The organism is Polaromonas sp. P3_A5 (assembly GCF_056403055.1).
In genome coordinates, this window is sequence record NZ_JBFUGF010000005.1 from 17,157 (window position 1) to 33,454 (window position 16,298).

General features: G+C 62.2%; 13 protein-coding genes. 6 read left to right on the forward strand and 7 right to left on the reverse strand.

Features of this window, described 5'->3' with window-relative positions:
* Nucleotides 1–80 precede the first annotated feature (80 nt).
* Nucleotides 81–1,217, reverse strand: a complete 1,137-nt coding sequence (recA, locus tag AC1DU8_RS22245) for a recombinase RecA (protein ID WP_457282065.1) — start codon at nucleotides 1,215–1,217, stop codon at nucleotides 81–83.
* A gap of 165 nt (nucleotides 1,218–1,382) precedes the next feature.
* Between recA and AC1DU8_RS22250 the strand changes: the two genes are divergently transcribed.
* From AC1DU8_RS22250 to AC1DU8_RS22260, 3 genes are all read left to right on the forward strand, one after another.
* Nucleotides 1,383–1,889 (forward strand): MarR family winged helix-turn-helix transcriptional regulator, encoded by a 507-nt coding sequence (locus AC1DU8_RS22250; protein ID WP_457282064.1) that lies wholly within the window; start codon nucleotides 1,383–1,385, stop codon nucleotides 1,887–1,889.
* A 127-nt stretch (nucleotides 1,890–2,016) separates the two neighbouring features.
* Nucleotides 2,017–2,691 (forward strand): response regulator, encoded by a 675-nt coding sequence (locus tag AC1DU8_RS22255; protein ID WP_007870259.1) that lies wholly within the window; start codon nucleotides 2,017–2,019, stop codon nucleotides 2,689–2,691.
* 188 nt (nucleotides 2,692–2,879) lie between these two features.
* The gene (locus AC1DU8_RS22260; RefSeq protein ID WP_457282063.1) at nucleotides 2,880–4,337 is read left to right on the forward strand and encodes a sensor histidine kinase; all 1,458 of its coding nucleotides are present in this window, start codon (nucleotides 2,880–2,882) and stop codon (nucleotides 4,335–4,337) included.
* Between the two features lie 102 nt (nucleotides 4,338–4,439).
* Here AC1DU8_RS22260 and AC1DU8_RS22265 read toward each other — a convergent pair whose 3' ends face one another.
* The 6 genes from AC1DU8_RS22265 to AC1DU8_RS22290 all read right to left on the reverse strand — a co-directional run bounded on the left by AC1DU8_RS22265 (nucleotide 4,440) and on the right by AC1DU8_RS22290 (nucleotide 12,150).
* Nucleotides 4,440–6,854, reverse strand: a complete 2,415-nt coding sequence (locus tag AC1DU8_RS22265) for a GcvT family protein (RefSeq protein ID WP_477667724.1) — start codon at nucleotides 6,852–6,854, stop codon at nucleotides 4,440–4,442.
* A 117-nt stretch (nucleotides 6,855–6,971) separates the two neighbouring features.
* The gene (locus AC1DU8_RS22270; RefSeq protein ID WP_477665449.1) at nucleotides 6,972–7,829 is read right to left on the reverse strand and encodes an EamA family transporter; all 858 of its coding nucleotides are present in this window, start codon (nucleotides 7,827–7,829) and stop codon (nucleotides 6,972–6,974) included.
* Nucleotides 7,819–8,388, reverse strand: coding sequence for a phosphonate degradation HD-domain oxygenase (locus tag AC1DU8_RS22275; RefSeq protein ID WP_457282060.1), 570 nt, complete (start codon nucleotides 8,386–8,388; stop codon nucleotides 7,819–7,821). The genes AC1DU8_RS22270 and AC1DU8_RS22275 overlap by 11 nt, the downstream gene beginning before the upstream one ends.
* Nucleotides 8,389–8,589: 201 nt before the next feature.
* Nucleotides 8,590–10,011, reverse strand: coding sequence for a phosphonoacetaldehyde dehydrogenase (gene phnY / locus AC1DU8_RS22280; protein WP_477727279.1), 1,422 nt, complete (start codon nucleotides 10,009–10,011; stop codon nucleotides 8,590–8,592).
* Between the two features lie 98 nt (nucleotides 10,012–10,109).
* On the reverse strand, nucleotides 10,110–11,348 hold the full coding sequence (gene phnA, locus AC1DU8_RS22285) for a phosphonoacetate hydrolase (RefSeq protein WP_477667723.1): 1,239 nt from the start codon (nucleotides 11,346–11,348) through the stop codon (nucleotides 10,110–10,112).
* On the reverse strand, nucleotides 11,335–12,150 hold the full coding sequence (locus AC1DU8_RS22290; protein WP_477727250.1) for a phosphonate utilization associated transcriptional regulator: 816 nt from the start codon (nucleotides 12,148–12,150) through the stop codon (nucleotides 11,335–11,337). Before AC1DU8_RS22290 ends, phnA begins: the two co-directional genes overlap by 14 nt.
* Nucleotides 12,151–12,330: 180 nt before the next feature.
* Between AC1DU8_RS22290 and AC1DU8_RS22295 the strand changes: the two genes are divergently transcribed.
* The 3 genes from AC1DU8_RS22295 to AC1DU8_RS22305 all read left to right on the forward strand — a co-directional run bounded on the left by AC1DU8_RS22295 (nucleotide 12,331) and on the right by AC1DU8_RS22305 (nucleotide 16,292).
* Nucleotides 12,331–13,389 (forward strand): putative 2-aminoethylphosphonate ABC transporter substrate-binding protein, encoded by a 1,059-nt coding sequence (locus AC1DU8_RS22295; protein WP_477667722.1) that lies wholly within the window; start codon nucleotides 12,331–12,333, stop codon nucleotides 13,387–13,389.
* A 135-nt stretch (nucleotides 13,390–13,524) separates the two neighbouring features.
* Complete coding sequence (locus tag AC1DU8_RS22300) at nucleotides 13,525–14,577, forward strand: putative 2-aminoethylphosphonate ABC transporter ATP-binding protein (protein WP_457282056.1); 1,053 nt, start codon at nucleotides 13,525–13,527, stop codon at nucleotides 14,575–14,577.
* A complete protein-coding gene (locus AC1DU8_RS22305) occupies nucleotides 14,577–16,292 on the forward strand; it encodes a putative 2-aminoethylphosphonate ABC transporter permease subunit (RefSeq protein WP_457282055.1) in 1,716 nt (571 codons plus the stop codon). The genes AC1DU8_RS22300 and AC1DU8_RS22305 overlap by 1 nt, the downstream gene beginning before the upstream one ends.
* The last annotated feature ends 6 nt before the right edge of the window (nucleotides 16,293–16,298 follow it).

The window sequence follows — 16,298 nt, forward strand, 5'->3', positions numbered from 1 at the left end:
ATGCAAGCGCTACTCTTTTGATAGCTGCTTGCGCCCATTCTGATTGGTCTGTCGCCTTATTTGGCATTCAAAAGACAGGCTCAGGCGGCTACTTTGGCGGGTTTTTCGGCTTTCTCGGCCTTGGGCGCCTTTTCAGCCGGTGCTGGCTCGGTGCCGGCCGCGGCTTGCACCAGCGGAATACCCAGCGATTCGCGCACCTTGTTTTCGATCTCGATGGCGAGTTCGGGGTTTTCTTTCAGGAACTCACGCGAGTTGTCGCGCCCCTGGCCGATTTTTTCGCCGTTGAAGGCGTACCACGCACCGGCTTTTTCAACGATGTGGCCGGCGACGCCCAGATCCAGCACCTCGCCCAGGCGGCTGATGCCCTCGCCGTAGAGGATGTCGAACTCTGCCGTCTTGAACGGCGAGGCCACCTTGTTCTTGACCACCTTGACCCGGGTTTCGTTGCCGATCACCTCTTCGCCCTTCTTGATGGAGCCGATGCGGCGGATGTCCAGGCGCACCGAGGCGTAGAACTTCAGTGCATTGCCACCGGTGGTGGTTTCGGGCGAGCCGAACATCACGCCGATCTTCATGCGGATCTGGTTGATGAAGATGACCATGCAATTGGCCTTCTTGATGGTGGCGGTGAGCTTGCGCAGCGCCTGGCTCATCAGGCGGGCCTGCAGGCCGGGCAGCGAGTCGCCCATTTCGCCTTCAAGCTCGGCCTTGGGCGTGAGTGCCGCCACCGAGTCCACCACGATCAAATCGACCGCGCCGGAGCGGGTCAGCGAATCAACGATTTCAAGCGCCTGCTCGCCGGTGTCGGGCTGGCTGATCAGGAGGTCTTGCAGGTTCACGCCCAGCTTTTGCGCGTACTGGATGTCCAGCGCGTGCTCGGCATCCACAAAGGCGCAGGTGCCGCCCAGTTTTTGCATTTCGGCGATGACCTGCAGGGTCAGCGTGGTTTTGCCCGACGATTCAGGGCCGTAGATTTCAACCACACGGCCGCGCGGCAGGCCGCCGACGCCCAAGGCGATGTCCAGGCCCAGGGAGCCGGTGGAAACGACCTGGATGTCCTCGATCACCTCGCCGTCGCCCAGCTTCATGATGGTGCCTTTGCCGAACTGCTTTTCGATCTGGGCCAGCGCGGCCTGCAGGGCCTTGGCCTTCTCGGTGTTCAGGGCGGCGCTTTGCACAGGGTTTTGAGCGGGGTTCAGTTTGCTGGTCAGTTCCATGAAAAACTCCTTGAAAATCAATGATGTAAAACTTTTTGCTCTAATTTCCAGCCTCTGCTTTTAATCACAGCGCTGGATGCATGATCAGTACTTTATGGGCGTCATCGAAATAAGTAAACCCTATTTTTAGTCAGTTTGCCTGATCAATTGAGATACCATGATTTCATGCCCGAAGCAGTCAATCCACCTCACATTTCCAGCCCCTTTGGCGCCACCGAAGCCGGCTGGCGGCAGACCCACCTGGGCCGGCTGATGGGCCACGCGCTGCGCCGCTTTGACGAGCGCGTGCTGTCACTGATGGCCAGCAGCATTGAGGTACCGCTGGCGCTGTCCAACCTCGCGGCGCGCGACCAGGTCGGCGCTGCGCATATCCACATCACACGCCACCTGGCCGTGGGCGGCTCGCGCCTGACGGACCTCGCGCAAAGCGCCGGCATGAGCAAGCAGGCCATGGGCGACCTCGTCGACCAATGCGAAGCCTGGGGTTTGGTGACGCGCCAGCCCGACCCGCACGACAAACGCGCCCGCCAGGTGCTGTTCACCGAATCGGGCCTGCTCTGGCTGGAAGCCTTTCACAGAGCGGTTCGGCAAGCCGAGGATGAGTTTCGCCAGGCTGTGGGGCATGATGTAGCCACAGTGGTGGCGCTGGGACTGGAAGCATATGCAGGCTGAATGTGGCACCCACGGTCGCTCACCGCGCGTAACTCCCTGCACCTGGGACAGACGCAAGCGCCTAAAATTCAGGCAAACACACTAACTTGCGGCGCAGCAGGCGCTGCCGCCCCACCCGGAGACAACCATGCGTATCCTGATTGCCGAAGATGACCAGGTCCTGGCCGACGGCCTGCTGCGCACTTTGCGTGCCTCCGGTGCGGCAGCCGACCACGTGGCCAGCGGCACCGAAGCCGACGCCGCGCTGCTCACCAACACCGAATTCGATCTGCTGATCCTGGATCTGGGCTTGCCGCGCATGCACGGGCTGGAAGTGCTCAAGCGACTGCGCGCCCGCGGCTCGGCCATGCCGGTGCTGATCCTGACCGCCGCCGACAGCGTGGAAGAACGCGTCAAGGGCCTGGACTACGGCGCCGACGACTACATGGCCAAACCGTTTTCGCTGCAAGAGCTGGAAGCCCGCGTGCGTGCGCTGATCCGCCGAGGCATGGGCGGCGCCAGCAGCACCATCAAGCACGGCCCGCTGGTGTACGACCAGGCCGGACGCGTGGCCACCATTGATGGCCAGATGCTGGAGCTGTCGGCGCGCGAACTCGGCTTGCTCGAAGTGCTGCTGCAACGCGCCGGCCGCCTCGTCAGCAAGGACCAGCTGGTGGAACGCCTCTGCGAATGGGGCGAAGAGGTCAGCAACAACGCGATCGAGGTGTACATCCACCGGCTGCGCAAGAAGATTGAAAAAGGCCCGGTGCGGATTGCAACAGTTCGAGGCCTGGGTTACTGCCTCGAAAAAATACCAGGTTGAACAATGCCCCCACGGTCGCTCACTCCGTGTAGCTTCCTGCCCCCCGAGGGGGCCGCCCGCCTGCGGCCTGGCAAAGCCAGTTCCGCGGCTCATGCTGGCTTGAAGATAACGCCACCGCGCTCTAGGCTGTGGCATTAAGGCTCTTCCAGCGTGAGCGCCGAAGCCTTTTCGGCGAAATCCTCGACTGGATGCTCACGCCACTGTTGTTGCTCTGGCCGATCAGCCTGGCGCTGACCTGGCTGGTGGCGCAGAACATTGCCGGCAAGCCGTTTGACCGTGCGCTTGAATACAACGTGCAGGCACTGGCCAAGCTGGTGGCGGTCAAAAACAACCAGGTCCAGTTCAACCTGACGGCGCCTGCGCGCGAGATCCTGCGTGCCGATGACACCGACCTGGTCTATTACCAGGTCGTGGGCACGCAAGGCGAACTGCTCAGCGGCGAGCACGACCTGCCCCTGCCGCCCGATGAAGACAAGCCTACCAACGGCGAGGTGCGGCTGCGCGAAGACCTGATCCAGGGCGAAGATGTCCGCGTGGCCTATACCTGGCTCAAGGTCGAGGTCAAAGCCCCGGCGCCGACAGGCAAGGCGGCTGCACCGCGCAGCGACAAGGGCGCTGGCGCACCCGAAGCCGTGTCCGCCCAGATGGTGCTGGTGCAAGTGGCCGAGACACTGGAAAAGCGCAAGACCCTGGCCACTGAAATCGTCAAGGGCACCATGGTGCCGCAGTTCGTAACGCTACCGCTGGCCGTACTGCTGGTGTGGCTGGCACTGGTGCGCGGCATCAAGCCGCTGGCCCAGCTTGAAAAGCGCATCCGCGCACGCAAGTCCGACGACATGAGCCCGCTCGATGAAACCGCGGTGCCGGAAGAGGTAGCACCGCTGGTGTCCTCCATCAACGATTTGCTGAGCCGGCTCAAGGTGTCGCTGACCACGCAGAAACGCTTTCTCGCCGATGCCGCGCATCAGTTGAAGACACCGCTGGCGGGCCTGCGCATGCAGGCCGACCTGGCGCAGCGCGAAACCGATGCCGATGAACTCAAAAAATCGCTCAAGCACATCGGCCGTGCCAGCATACGCGCCACCCACACCGTCAACCAGCTGCTGGCGCTGGCGCGCGCCGAGACCACGGGCCGCAGCCTCGCCAAGCTGCACATCGACCTGGTGCATATCGTGTCGGAAGTGATGGCCGACTCGGTGCCTCGCGCCCTTGAAAAACAGATCGACCTCGGCTACGACGGGCCCGCCGCCGGCGAGCAGGCGACTCAGCTGGAAGGCAACCCGACCCTGCTCAAGGAGCTGGTGCGCAACCTGCTGGACAACGCCATCAACTACACGCCCGAAAAAGGACAGGTCACGCTGCGGCTCATGACCGACCGCTTCAGCGGCGTGCTGGTGCTGCTGGTAGAAGACTCCGGGCCGGGCATCCTTGAGTCCGAGCGCGAGCTGGTGTTCCAGCCGTTCTACCGCACGCTGGGCACCAACGTCGACGGCTCCGGCCTGGGCCTGGCTATCGTCCTGGAAATCGCCAAGCAACACGGCGCCACCATCACGATTGAAGATGCGGCCCTGCCGGGCCACCCGCAAACGCCGGGCACGCGCGTCACCGTGCGTTTTGTCGGCATGGATTTACCTGACGGTCAGTAGCGGCCGCACCTGCACCCATGCCCTTGGGGCCCGGAAGTTTTTAAGAAAATCGCCTGAAGGCCATACAGTACTTGCGCGAGCAGCTCCTGAAATGATAGCGAATCAGGATCTGGCAAGCGGCCACTTATCGTAAAGCTTCACGCCGATGCGCTCGCCCCACAGCTCGATTTGCGCGGGCGTGCCGGCGTGCGGCTGATTGGCGCTGCCGCCGCGCACATAACCCAGGGCCACGCAGACGCCGGCCAGCGGGCTCCAGCCGACCGATGAGATTTCGCCCACCGTTTGCCCGCCCATCACAATCGCTTCCCCGCCCCAGGCAAAGGCGTCCGGCGTGTCAAACACCAGCGTGACCAGCTTTTTGCGCAGGGCCAGTCCCTGTGAATTGAGCAACGCGGCCTTGCCGATGAAGTCAGCGGGCTTGTCGAGCCTCACACTGAAGGCCAACCCGGCCTCCCACGGCGTTTCGTCCGGGCCAAGCTCTGCGCCCCAGGCGCGCCGGCCCTGTTCGATGCGAAGCGCATCCAGCGCGTAGTAGCCCGCATCGCGAATGCCCAGTGCCTTACCGGCCTCCATCAGTGCCAGGTACACATGGCGCGCCATTTCGATCGGCGTGTAGAGCTCAAAGCCCGGCCCGCCCACATAACTCATGCGGGCGGCGCGCACGCGGGCAAAGCCGACATCGATGTCCTTCGTCCATGAGAACTTCAGCGCCTCGGGCGACAGGTCGTCCGGGCTAACGAGCGCCAGCAGCTCACGCGCCTTCGGCCCCATCACCGACAGCACCGAGTACATCGCAGACACATCGGTGAGCACCGCATGCTCCGCCTCGCCGATATGCCGAGCGATCCAGTCGAAGTCCCTTACCGTTTGCGCGGAGCCGGTGATGATGAGGAATTGGTTCACGGCTTGCCTCATCACGGTCAAGTCACTTTCAAAACCGCCGCGCTCATTGAGCATGGCGGTGTAGACCATCTTGCCGACATGCACGCCCATCTCGTTGGCGCACAGGCGCTGCAACACGGCCAGTGCATCGCGGCCCTGCAACAGGTATTTGGAGAACGAGGTCTGGTCGTAAAGGGCAACGGTTTCGCGCGTGGCCTTTTGCTCTTCAATCATCCAGGGTAGCCAGACCGGTTTATCGAGGGAGTATTCCGGGCGCGCCTGCCCCTCCGGCCTGAAATAGCTTGCACGCTCCCAGCCATTCTTGCTGCCGAACTCCGCGCCTCTGGCGGCCAGGATGTCGTACAGCGGTGAGGTACGCAACGGCCGCGCCGTTTCCAGTTCCTGCCTCGGCCAGCGCATCGCATAGTGCAGGCCCAGTGTCTCACCGGTGCGCTCGGCCAGGGCCCTGCGGTTGCCGGTGAAGCTGCCGAAACGGCGTATGTCCACGTCCCACAAATCGGTGCTGGGCTCGCCACCCACAATCCATTCGGCCATGAGCCGGCCCGCGCCGCCGCTGTTGGCAATGCCGGCGGAGTTGAAACCCGCGCAGACAAAGTAGTTGCGCAGTTCAGGCGCCTCACCCAGGATGAAGTTGCCGTCGGGCGTAAAACTCTCCGGCCCGTTGAGCAGCATCTTGATTTCGGCCGTCTCCAGGCACGGCGTGCGGTGCAGCGCGGCGGTCATCAGCGGTTCGAACTGGTCCCAGTCTTCGTCCAGCAATTCGAACTGGAAGGTAGCCGGAATCGGGTCCATCTTCCAGGGTTTGGCCTGGGGTTCAAAGCCGCCCATCACCAGGCCGCCGACTTCTTCCTTGTAGTAGATGTAGCCGTCCGGGTCGCGCATGACCGGCAGCATGGGGTGCACACCCGGAATCTTGCCGGTGACGATGTAGAAATGCTCGGCCGAATACAGCGGCACATTCACGCCCGCGAGCTTGCCGAACTGCCGCGCCCATTGGCCGGCGCAATTGACGACGACTTCGCAGCGCACGTCACCCTGCGCGGTCTTCACGCCCACAGCCCTGCCGTTTTCAATGATGACACCGGTCACCTCGATGCCTTCAACCATCTTCACGCCGCGGTTGCGCGCGCCCTTGGCCAGCGACATGCAAAGGTCCGCCGGATTGGCCTTGCCGTCGCCCGGCAGCCAGATCGCGCCCTGCAGGTCGTCGGTGCGCATGATGGGATATTTGTCGCCGGCTTCCTGCGGCGAGATCTCATGGCATTCCACGCCAAAGCTGTTGGCCATGGCGACCTGCTTTTTGAGCACCTTCATGCGCTCCGGCGTGCGCGCCACGTTGACGCTGCCGCATTGTTTCCACCCGGTGGCCAGGCCCGTTTCAGCCTCAAGCGAGGCATACAACTCGATGCCGTACTTGCTCATCTGCGTCATGTTGCGGTTGGGCCGCATCTGGCCGACCAGGCCGGCCGCATGCCAGGTGGTTCCGCTGGTGAGCTTGCCCTGCTCGAGCAGCAGTACGTCTGTCTTGCCCATTTTGGCCAGGTGATAGGCCACGGAGCACCCGGCGATGCCGCCACCCACAATGACGATCTGCGCTTGAGTCGGGATATTCATGCGTGCAGTCCTCTACGGTATGAAATCAGCGGCTGCCGCGGAACCGGCTTTGCCGGGCCGCAGGCCGCGCCCCCTTGAGGGGGAGGCGCCGAAGGCGCTTCGGGGGGGAACTCATATCTAGGCCAACCGTATCGCCATCACGCCGCCCACAATCGCGCAGGTGCCCACAAAACGGCGCACGGTAAATGTTTCTTTCAACATCCAGGTGCCCAGCAAAACGGCGAACAGCACCGAGGTTTCGCGCAGCGCCGCCACCGTAGCCACCGGCGCGCGTGTCATGGCCCACAGCGCGATTCCGTAGGAGCCCAGCGACGCCAGCGCGCCGCCGGTAGCCACAGGCCAGCGATGGCGGGCGTAGTCGGCCATGGCACGCCCGCGCCGCGCCATCATCAAGAGGCCGAAGGGCCAGCCGTCGAGCAGGAACAGCGTGGCGACGTATTGCAGGGCATTGCCGGAGGCGCGAACGCCCAGTCCATCCACCACCGTATATATGGCAATGATGAGCGCGTTGGCCAGCGCAAAGCCAACCGCCTTGGGGGCATGCAGGGCATGGCGGCTCAAGCCCAGCACCAGCACGCCGCCGGAGATGCCCAGGATGCCGGCCCACGCCAGCGGGCTCAAAGTTTCGCCCAACGTGAAGGTTGCCGACAGCGCCACCAGCAGCGGCGCCACACCGCGCATCAGTGGATAGGTCAACCCCAGGTCGCCGTGCTTGTAGGCCTGTGTGGTCGCGATGAAATAGCCGATGTGGATCAGCACCGAAGCGCCGATAAACGGCCAGGCCTCGATACGCGGCAGGCCCACCACCAGCACCAGCGGCAACGCCAGCACAGAGCCGATCAGGTGAATGACCGCCATGTCCAGCGCCTTGTCGGCACTGGACTTCACCAGGGCATTCCAGCCTGCGTGCAGCAGCGCGCCAAACAGCACAGCGCCCAGCACCGGCCACGTCAGTGCCAGAATTTCAGGCGGCAAGCGAGGGCTCTGCGGCGGGAAGGGTGCAGCGCCTGGCCCGTGCCAGGTAGTGCGCCAGTGGCGGCGTGGCCTTGTGCGCATCTTTCGCAAGATCGTCCCAGAGGCGCAGCTTCACCGCATCCCCGGCACCGGGCTGCGCGATGAAGCGCGCCGCTTCTTCAGCGGAAAAAATGCCGCCTTGCAACTGCAAGCTGCGTTTGGAATCCGCTGAAAGGCTGGAATGGTAACCACGCCGCGCCGCGCACAGATAGCGCTTGGCGTCCACATGCAGCTTGATGGCGTCCAACACCTCGTCGGGGAAAAGACCCCGCAAAAAAGGCAGTGCTCGGTACTGATGCACATCATCCACACCACGCAGCGACGGTGTTTCGCCCAGGTCGTGCAGAAGATGCCCAAGGTCATGCAACAGCGCCGCGGTCACCAGGGCATCGCTCGCGCCTTCGGCTTCGCCGAGTGCCGCAGTCTGCAGCGCGTGCTGCAGCTGCGTTACGGGCTCGCCGCTGTATTGTTCGCCGCCGCGCTCTTTGAAAAGGTGTTCGATGTCGTCAAAGTTCAGCACGTGAATTCCTAGAAAAGTGAACTCGAAAAGAAGAACGCTTTCGCCAGTGGCCGCCGCGGAACCGGCTTTGCCGGGCCGCTGGTGGCCGCCCCTGGGGCTGAGAGCCGCGGCTCCAAGCCTGCCTTCGCAGGCTTGGACGGCCTCGAAGAGCTTCGGCCTCTGGCCGTTGCACGGGGCGCCGAAGGCGCTTCGGGGAGAACTTTAGCCATTCCAGGGGAGCGAATAAGTTTTCAGGTTGGTAAAGCTTTTAATCGCTTCCTGCACACCCTCTTTATAGCCCAGGCCCGAATCCTTGATACCACCGAAAGGCGTGAGCTCCAGGCGATAGCCCGGCACCTCCCGCACATTGACGGTACCGACATGCAGCTCGCTGACAAACCGGTTGATATAGTCCAGGCGGTTGGTGCAGACGGCGCTTGAAAGGCCGTAGGCCGTGCCGTTCGAAATCTGGATAGCTTCGTCGATGTTTTTGAAACGTATGACCGGAGAGACGGGCCCGAAGGTTTCCTCGCGCGCCACCGTCATCTGCGGTAACACATGGTCCAGCAGCGTAGGCGAATAAAGCGCGCCGCGCCTATGGTTGCCCGCCAGCAATTTCGCGCCCTGCGCCACCGCCTCATTCACACGCGACTCAAACAGCATGGCTGCCGGCTCATCAATCACCGTGCCCATGTCATTGGCCTTGTCGGCCGGGTCGCCGTATTTCCAGGCCAGGGTCTTGGCCAGCACCTGCTCCACAAATTCGCCCGCCACCGCCTCATGCACCAGGAGCCGCTTGATGGCCGTGCAACGCTGGCCCGAATTCTTATAGGAACCCTGCACGGCCAGCGTGGAGGCCTCGTTGAGATCGGCATCCTCCATCACGATGATGGGGTCGTTGCCGCCCAGCTCCAGCACCACGCGCCGGTAGCCGGCCTTGCCGGCAATGTACTTTCCGATGGCCACGCCACCCGTAAATGTCACCAGGTCCACCAATGGGTTGGTGATCAATTCGTCCGCAATCTCGCGCGGGTCGCCCGTTATCACGCTGAGCATTTCGGGCGGCAAACCCGCCTCATAAAGGATGTCGGCGAACAGGAGGGCAGAGAAAGGCACTTTCTCGGACGGCTTGAGCACCATGCGGTTATTGGTTGCAATGCTGGGCACCACCTTGTGCGCCACCTGGTTCATCGGGTGGTTGAAAGGCGTGATGGCGGTGATCACGCCCAGGAGCGGGGAGCGGTGCGTGTAGACGCGACGCTTCTTGCCGTGCGGCGTGAGGTCGCAGCTGAAGATCTGGCCGTCGTCCTTGAGCACTTCGGTTGCGCCGAAGAGCAGCACGTCACTGACACGGCCTGCTTCGTAGATGGAATCCTTCAGGCACAGCCCTGCCTCCGCCGTGATGAGATTCGCGACCTCCATCAACCGCGACTGGACGATGGCCGCCGCGCGGTTGAGGATGGCTGCGCGTTCATAACGGCTCAGCTGGGGCTTGCAGGCGTGCGCCTTGGCGAAAGTCTCACGGACTTCCTCAAGCGTAGCCTTGGGCACGCTGCCCAGCAGCTTCGCCGTGTACGGATCGAACACCTCGATCGCGCGGTCACCGGTCCGGCCGGCACCAACCTTGCGGCCGGCCAGTCGCATGGCGTTGAGCTGGTGGTCGCGGATGTACTGGTCAATCACTCTGCGGCTTTCAGGACAGGTTATGTGCGGACATGTTTCTGGCGTTTGTTGCCGGATATCTATTGGGCGTAATTGAGCGCCAGGTCGAAGGCATCGAAGTTACGAAAACGCCGGTTACGGTTCAGGCCCGGCAAGTCCCGGTTCACGATCAGCGGGACACGCTGCTCGCTCATGCCGCCGTGCGAGCGCAGCGGAACTTCGAGCGCAGAGAGATCGTGGCGCGAGGCTGAGGTGCCGATCACGGTGAAGCGTTCAGACACCGCCACAATGTCGCCGATCCTGTCGGCAGGGAGTTCAAAGCGCTCGGCGGCCTGCTCACGTGAAAGCACCAGCTCCATGCCCTTGAGCGCCGCCAGCCGTTTGCGGGCGGCCTCGATGTTCGTGCCCTCGGGCAGGTAGATCGTGGCGAAGGATCCCAGCGCGCCGTGATGCACCACATAGGGGTCGGTGATCGGAAGAATCACACGCGCAACGCCCGCGCCCAGCCAGCTGTCAAACCAGTCCTGCAGGTAGATCACGTCGGGCGTGCCGTCCATGGCGACCTTGGCGTTCATGCCATGGTCGGCCGTGAGCACGATCACGCAGCCCAGATCGTCGAGCTGCTGCATATAGCCGTCCATCATGCGGTAGAAGGAATTGGCGCCGTCGGTGCCGGGCGCGTGCTTGTGCTGCACGTAGTCGGTGGTCGACAAGTACATCACATCGGGTTTGTATTTCTGCATGATCTTCACGCCGGCCGCAAACACGAACTCCGACAAGTCTGCGCTGTAGACACTGGGTAGCGGCTGACCCACCAGGCCCAGCACATCTTCAATGCCGTTTTCTTCCAGCGTGACCTGGTCGGCCTTCTCGGACGAAAAGCAGATTCCTCTCATCTTGTGGCCCAGCAACTTGCGCAACTTGTCTTTGGCTGTGACCACCGCCAGGGACTTGCCCGCGTCCGCAAGGGCCGCCAGCAGGGTGGGCGCGCGCAGCCACTTGGGGTCATTCATCATGACCTCGGTGTCGGTGGCGGTATCGAACAGGTAGTTGCCGCAGATGCCGTGCACGCTGGGCGGTGCGCCCGTCACGATGGACAGGTTGTTGGGGTTGGTAAAGCTGGGCACCACGCAATCACCCGTCAGGCCAGAACCCAGCGCCAGGGTGCGCTTGAGCCACGGCATGTGGCCGGCGGCCACGGCTTGCGCCAGGTAATCGGGCTCGCAGCCGTCAACGCACACCACCACGACGGGCTGGGTCGGCAGCCTGTATGCCCGGCCATTGACTTTCACTTCGGTCTTTTTATCAGCGACTGCCACGTTGGAGCCTTCCCTTGTCCATGTTTTTCTCTGGGCCTTTTGCGATGTCGTCATCGACCAGGTGCGACGCCCTGGCCTGTGCCGCACGGGCAGCCGGGCTGGCCTGCAGGCGCGCCTGACGCCGCAGGTCGTTTTCAATCGTGCGTTCCTTGCTTTCGATCACGTGGTCGTACATGGCCCGGCCTGCGACGTCCGCGTCACCGGAGGCGATGGCCTTGACGATCTGCCTGTGCTCATTGGCCGAAATCGGCATGAGCCAGCCGTCGGCCAGGTTCAGGCGCCGGAACAGCGACAGCTCCTTGATGAGCTTGCGATAGATGGCCGTGAGCTTGCTGTTGCCTGCCATTTCCACCAGCCGGTCGTGGAATTTCAGGTTAAGCAGGTGGTAGTTGTAGGCGTCTTCTGCCTTGACGGCCTTTTCCATCGAGTCGACGAGGCCCCGGATTTCCTTGAGTTGGGCCGGCGTGATGTTCCTGGCGAGCTGGCGGCCGACGAGTTCGTCCATCGCGGCGCGCAGGTCGAAAATCTCGACGGCTTCCTCGATGGGAATGTCACGCACGAAGACGCCGCGATTTTTTTCGTTGCGCACCAGGCCAGCTTCCTCCAGCATTCGGAAGGCTTCACGCACCGGCCCGCGGGAGACGCCCATCTTTTCAGCCAGCGCTGCCTCAATGAGTTTGCTGCCCGGTTCGTATTCGCCAACAAGAATGGCGCGCTCGATTTCCTGCTGCACCACCGTGGTGAGGGAACTGGTCTGCAACAGCGCGATAGTGGGATGAAACACGGCATTCATGCCCTGCATTGAAGCACAAAACACAGGATTGTCAACAATCTGCAAAAAACAATTGACAAGATAAAAGGGGCAGCGTTAAATAAATATTGAGCTGGGTTGATATGACCTGAACACAGGTTGGTCATCGCAGTGTCACTGCCCCGACACGAACAGGTCACAACATTGCAGGTTTTCCACAAAGGACTTTTTATGCAGCTGGCTACCCATCTCAAATCCCTGCCAAAGGCGATCGCTCTTATCGGCTTTTTTGGCCTGCTCACCGCCTCCACCGGCGCATTCGCCCAGAAGACCCAGTTGCTGGTCTACACCGCGCTGGAAACAGACCAGATCAAGGCCTATCAAGAGGGCTTCAACAAGGTCTACCCCGATATCGAAATCAAGTGGGTCCGCGACTCGACCGGTGTGATCACCGCCAAGCTGCTCGCCGAAAAATCCAATCCCCAGGCCGACACCATCATGGGTGTGGCTGCCTCCAGCCTGGCCCTGCTCGACAAGCAGGGCATGCTCGAACCCTACGCGCCGATCAACCTTGACGGCATCATGAGCCAGTACCGTGACAAGAAGAAAGTTCCCGCCTGGTTCGGCATGGACGTGTGGGGTGCCACCGTGTGCTTCAACACCGTCGAAGCCAAGAAGAAAAACATCCCTACACCCGAGACCTGGCAGGACCTGACCAAACCCATCTACAAGGGTCAGGTCGTCATGCCCAACCCCGCCTCCAGCGGCACCGGCTACTTCGACGTGACCGCCTGGCTCACGCTCTTTGGCGACAAGGACGGCAAGGGCGGCGGCTGGAAGTACATGGACGCGCTGCACGAAAACATCGCGCAGTACACTCATTCGGGTTCCAAGCCCTGCAACATGGCCGCCTCCGGAGAATTTCTGGCGGGCATTTCGTTTGAATACCGCGGCAACACCAACAAGGCCAAGGGTGCGCCGATCGATCTGGTGTTCCCCAAGGAAGGGCTGGGCTGGGACCTGGAAGCCTTTGCCATTCACAAAGGCACCAAGAAACTGGACGCCGCCAAGAAACTGGCTGACTGGGCTTCGAGCAAGGACGCCATGATGCTGTACGGCAAGAACTTCGCGATCACCGCGCAGCCCGGACTGGCGCCGCCGCTGGCCAATGTGCCAAAAGACTATGAGGCCCGCCTCGTCAAGATGGATTTCAGCTGGGCAGCAGACAACCGCGAGCGCATTTTGAATGAGTGGACGAAGCGCTATAACTCCAAAACAGAGAAGAAGTAGCCCCCTGTCGGCGGCCTTTGGCCGCCGTCTCCCCCTCAGGGGGACGGCCGCTGTGGCCCGGCGGAGCCGGTTCCACGCCGCCGCTTGCCCTTTGCGCTGGCGCGACCGTTCAGGTAATACACGTATGACCCACGAATGAACAACGACACCTTTCTGAACCTGCGCCATATCCGCAAGGAATTCGGCGCCTTCACCGCGCTGCAAGACATCAACCTGGACATCCGCAAGGGCGAGTTCGTTTGCTTTCTGGGGCCTTCGGGTTGCGGCAAGACGACGTTGTTGCGCATCATTGCCGGGCTGGAAGTGCAGACCTCGGGTGAAGTGCATCAGGGCGGGCGCGACATCTCGCGGCTGCCGCCGGCGCTGCGCGACTACGGCATCGTGTTCCAGAGTTACGCGTTGTTTCCCAACCTCAGTGTGGCCGACAACGTGGCGTATGGGCTGGTCAACCGCAAGACACCCAAGGCTGAAGCGGCCCAACGCGTGAGCGAGCTGGTCAAGCTGGTGGGCCTGCCGGGCAGCGAGGCGAAATATCCCAGCCAGCTCTCGGGCGGTCAGCAGCAGCGCATTGCGCTGGCACGCGCGCTGGCCACCTCGCCAGGCTTGCTGCTGCTGGACGAACCCCTGTCGGCGCTCGATGCGCTGGAGCGCGTGCGCCTGCGCCAGGAAATCCGCGCGTTGCAGCAAAAACTGGGCGTGACCACCATCATGGTGACGCACGACCAGGAAGAAGCTTTAAGCGTCGCCGACCGCATTGTGGTGATGAACCACGGCCTGATCGAACAGGTGGGAACACCGATGGAAATTTACCGCGAGCCGGCTTCGCCGTTCGTGGCGGATTTTGTCGGCAAGGTCAATGTCATGCCAGCGAATGTCAGCGGCAGCCAGATGAGGTTCGGCACCATGTGCCTGCCTTGCGACGGAGCCGACCGCGAGGTCAAGGTTTACCTGCGCCCTGAAGATGTGCTGGCCCGGCCCATTGCAGCGGATGACGCCCATGTGTTCGACGCCACCATCGAAAAAATCGAATTCCTCGGCTCCTTCTGCCACGTTCACGTGGCCTCTCCTGCACTGGGCACCCACAAGCTCACGGTTTACCTCTCGCTCAATTTCCTGTCGGAGCAATCCTTGCAGGTCGGCTCGACCCTCCCCCTCAAATTGCTGCCAGAGCGCATCAAGGTGTTCTGATGCCCGTCTATACACCTCCTGCTTTGCCCCTGGTGCGGCAGCGTGTGCACTGGATTGACCACCTGGCCTATGCTGCCCTTGCGCTGGCAGCTATTATTTTGATAGCGTTTCTGGCAGCCCCGTTGCTGGCCATCCTGCAGCAGGCCGTGCAGGACAAGGCCGGGGATTTCATCTGGCTTGACAATTTCATCGAGTACGCCAAAACGCCGGCACTGCTCGAAAGCCTGTGGAACAGCCTCTGGATTTCAGGCGCCGTCACCCTGATTGCGGTACCCCTGGCGTTTGGTTTTGCCTATGCGCTGACCCGTTCGTGCATGCAATACAAGGCGCTGTTTCGCGGCATCACGCTGGTTCCCCTGCTGGCCCCCTCCCTCCTGTCGGCCATTTCGCTGATTTACTGGTTTGGCAACCAGGGGGTGCTCAAAGGCTGGATGCAGGGTATCGGCATCGACCAGATTTATGGTGCGCCCGGCATTGTGGTGGCCGAATGTTTTGCGGTGTTTCCGCATGCGCTGATGATTCTGGTCACCGCGCTCAGCCTGTCCGACGCTCGGCTGTACGAGGCGGCTAATGCCATGGGCACCAGCGCCAGGCGCAAGTTCTTCACCATCACGCTGCCCGGTGCCAAGTACGGCCTTATTTCCGCGGCGCTCGTCACCTTCACGCTGGTCATGACGGACTTCGGCATTCCCAAGGTGATAGGCGGCAACTTCAATGTGCTGGCCACCGACGTCTTCAAGCTGGTGATCGGCCAGCAGGATTTCGCCAAGGGCGCAGTGGTCGCTATCTTGCTGCTGGCGCCCGCCGTCCTGACATTCGCGGTAGACAGCTACGTCAGCAAGCGCCAGACCGCGATGCTGACGGCGCGTGCCGTGCCCTACCGGCCCACGCCTTCGCGCGGCTACGACCGGGTCATGACGCTGTATTGCTGCGCCATCGCCTTCCTGGTGCTGGCCATGCTGGGCATGGCGGTGTTCGCATCCTTCGCCAGCTTCTGGCCCTACAACCTCACGCCCAGCCTGCGCCACTACACCATGGGCCTGATCGACGCGGAAGTCGGCGTCGGTTTTCTCAACAGCCTGAAGATGGCGGCGGGCACGGCCTTCTTCGGCACCGCTCTGGTGTTTTGCAGCGCCTACCTGCTCGAAAAAACCAAAGGCATGGACGGCCTGCGCGGCTTTGTGCGCATGCTGGCCATGTTGCCCATGGCCGTGCCCGGCCTGGTGCTGGGACTGGGCTACATCTTCTTTTTCAATGCGCCCGGCAATCCGCTGAACGGCCTGTACCACACGCTGACCCTGCTTACGCTGTGCACCATCGTGCACTTCTACACCACCGGCCACCTGACGGCCGTAACCGCACTCAAGAGCCTTGATGGCGAATTTGAAGCCGTGAGCGCCTCGCTCAAGGTACCCTTCTTCAAGACCTTCTGGCGCGTCACCCTGCCCATCTGCACGCCGGCGCTGGTCGACATCGCGCGCTACTTCTTCATCAACGCCATGACCACCATCTCTGCCGTGGTGTTTCTCTATTCGCCCGAAACCAAAGTTGCGTCGATCGCCATCCTGAACCTGGATGAAGCCGGCGAAATGGGCGCCGCCGCAGCCATGGCCGTCCTGATCGGTATGGCATCAACGATTGCAACCCTGCTTTTCATGGCGCTGGCCTGGTGGGTAAACCGCCGTACGCAGGCATGGCGAACCAGCTCGCGCTAGGAGCTT

Excerpts from the sequence above, each read along its gene's own strand:
- AC1DU8_RS22300 (WP_457282056.1), top strand. The coding sequence starts at position 13,525 with ATGAACAACGACACCTTTCTGAACCTGCGCCATATCCGCAAGGAATTC.
- AC1DU8_RS22290 (WP_477727250.1), bottom strand. The coding sequence starts at position 12,150 with ATGCAGGGCATGAATGCCGTGTTTCATCCCACTATCGCGCTGTTGCAG.
- AC1DU8_RS22305 (WP_457282055.1), top strand. The coding sequence starts at position 14,577 with ATGCCCGTCTATACACCTCCTGCTTTGCCCCTGGTGCGGCAGCGTGTG.
- AC1DU8_RS22250 (WP_457282064.1), top strand. The coding sequence starts at position 1,383 with ATGCCCGAAGCAGTCAATCCACCTCACATTTCCAGCCCCTTTGGCGCC.
- recA (WP_457282065.1), bottom strand. The coding sequence starts at position 1,217 with ATGGAACTGACCAGCAAACTGAACCCCGCTCAAAACCCTGTGCAAAGC.
- AC1DU8_RS22265 (WP_477667724.1), bottom strand. The coding sequence starts at position 6,854 with ATGAATATCCCGACTCAAGCGCAGATCGTCATTGTGGGTGGCGGCATC.
- phnY (WP_477727279.1), bottom strand. The coding sequence starts at position 10,011 with ATGCGACTGGCCGGCCGCAAGGTTGGTGCCGGCCGGACCGGTGACCGC.
- AC1DU8_RS22255 (WP_007870259.1), top strand. The coding sequence starts at position 2,017 with ATGCGTATCCTGATTGCCGAAGATGACCAGGTCCTGGCCGACGGCCTG.
- AC1DU8_RS22295 (WP_477667722.1), top strand. The coding sequence starts at position 12,331 with ATGCAGCTGGCTACCCATCTCAAATCCCTGCCAAAGGCGATCGCTCTT.
- AC1DU8_RS22260 (WP_457282063.1), top strand. The coding sequence starts at position 2,880 with ATGCTCACGCCACTGTTGTTGCTCTGGCCGATCAGCCTGGCGCTGACC.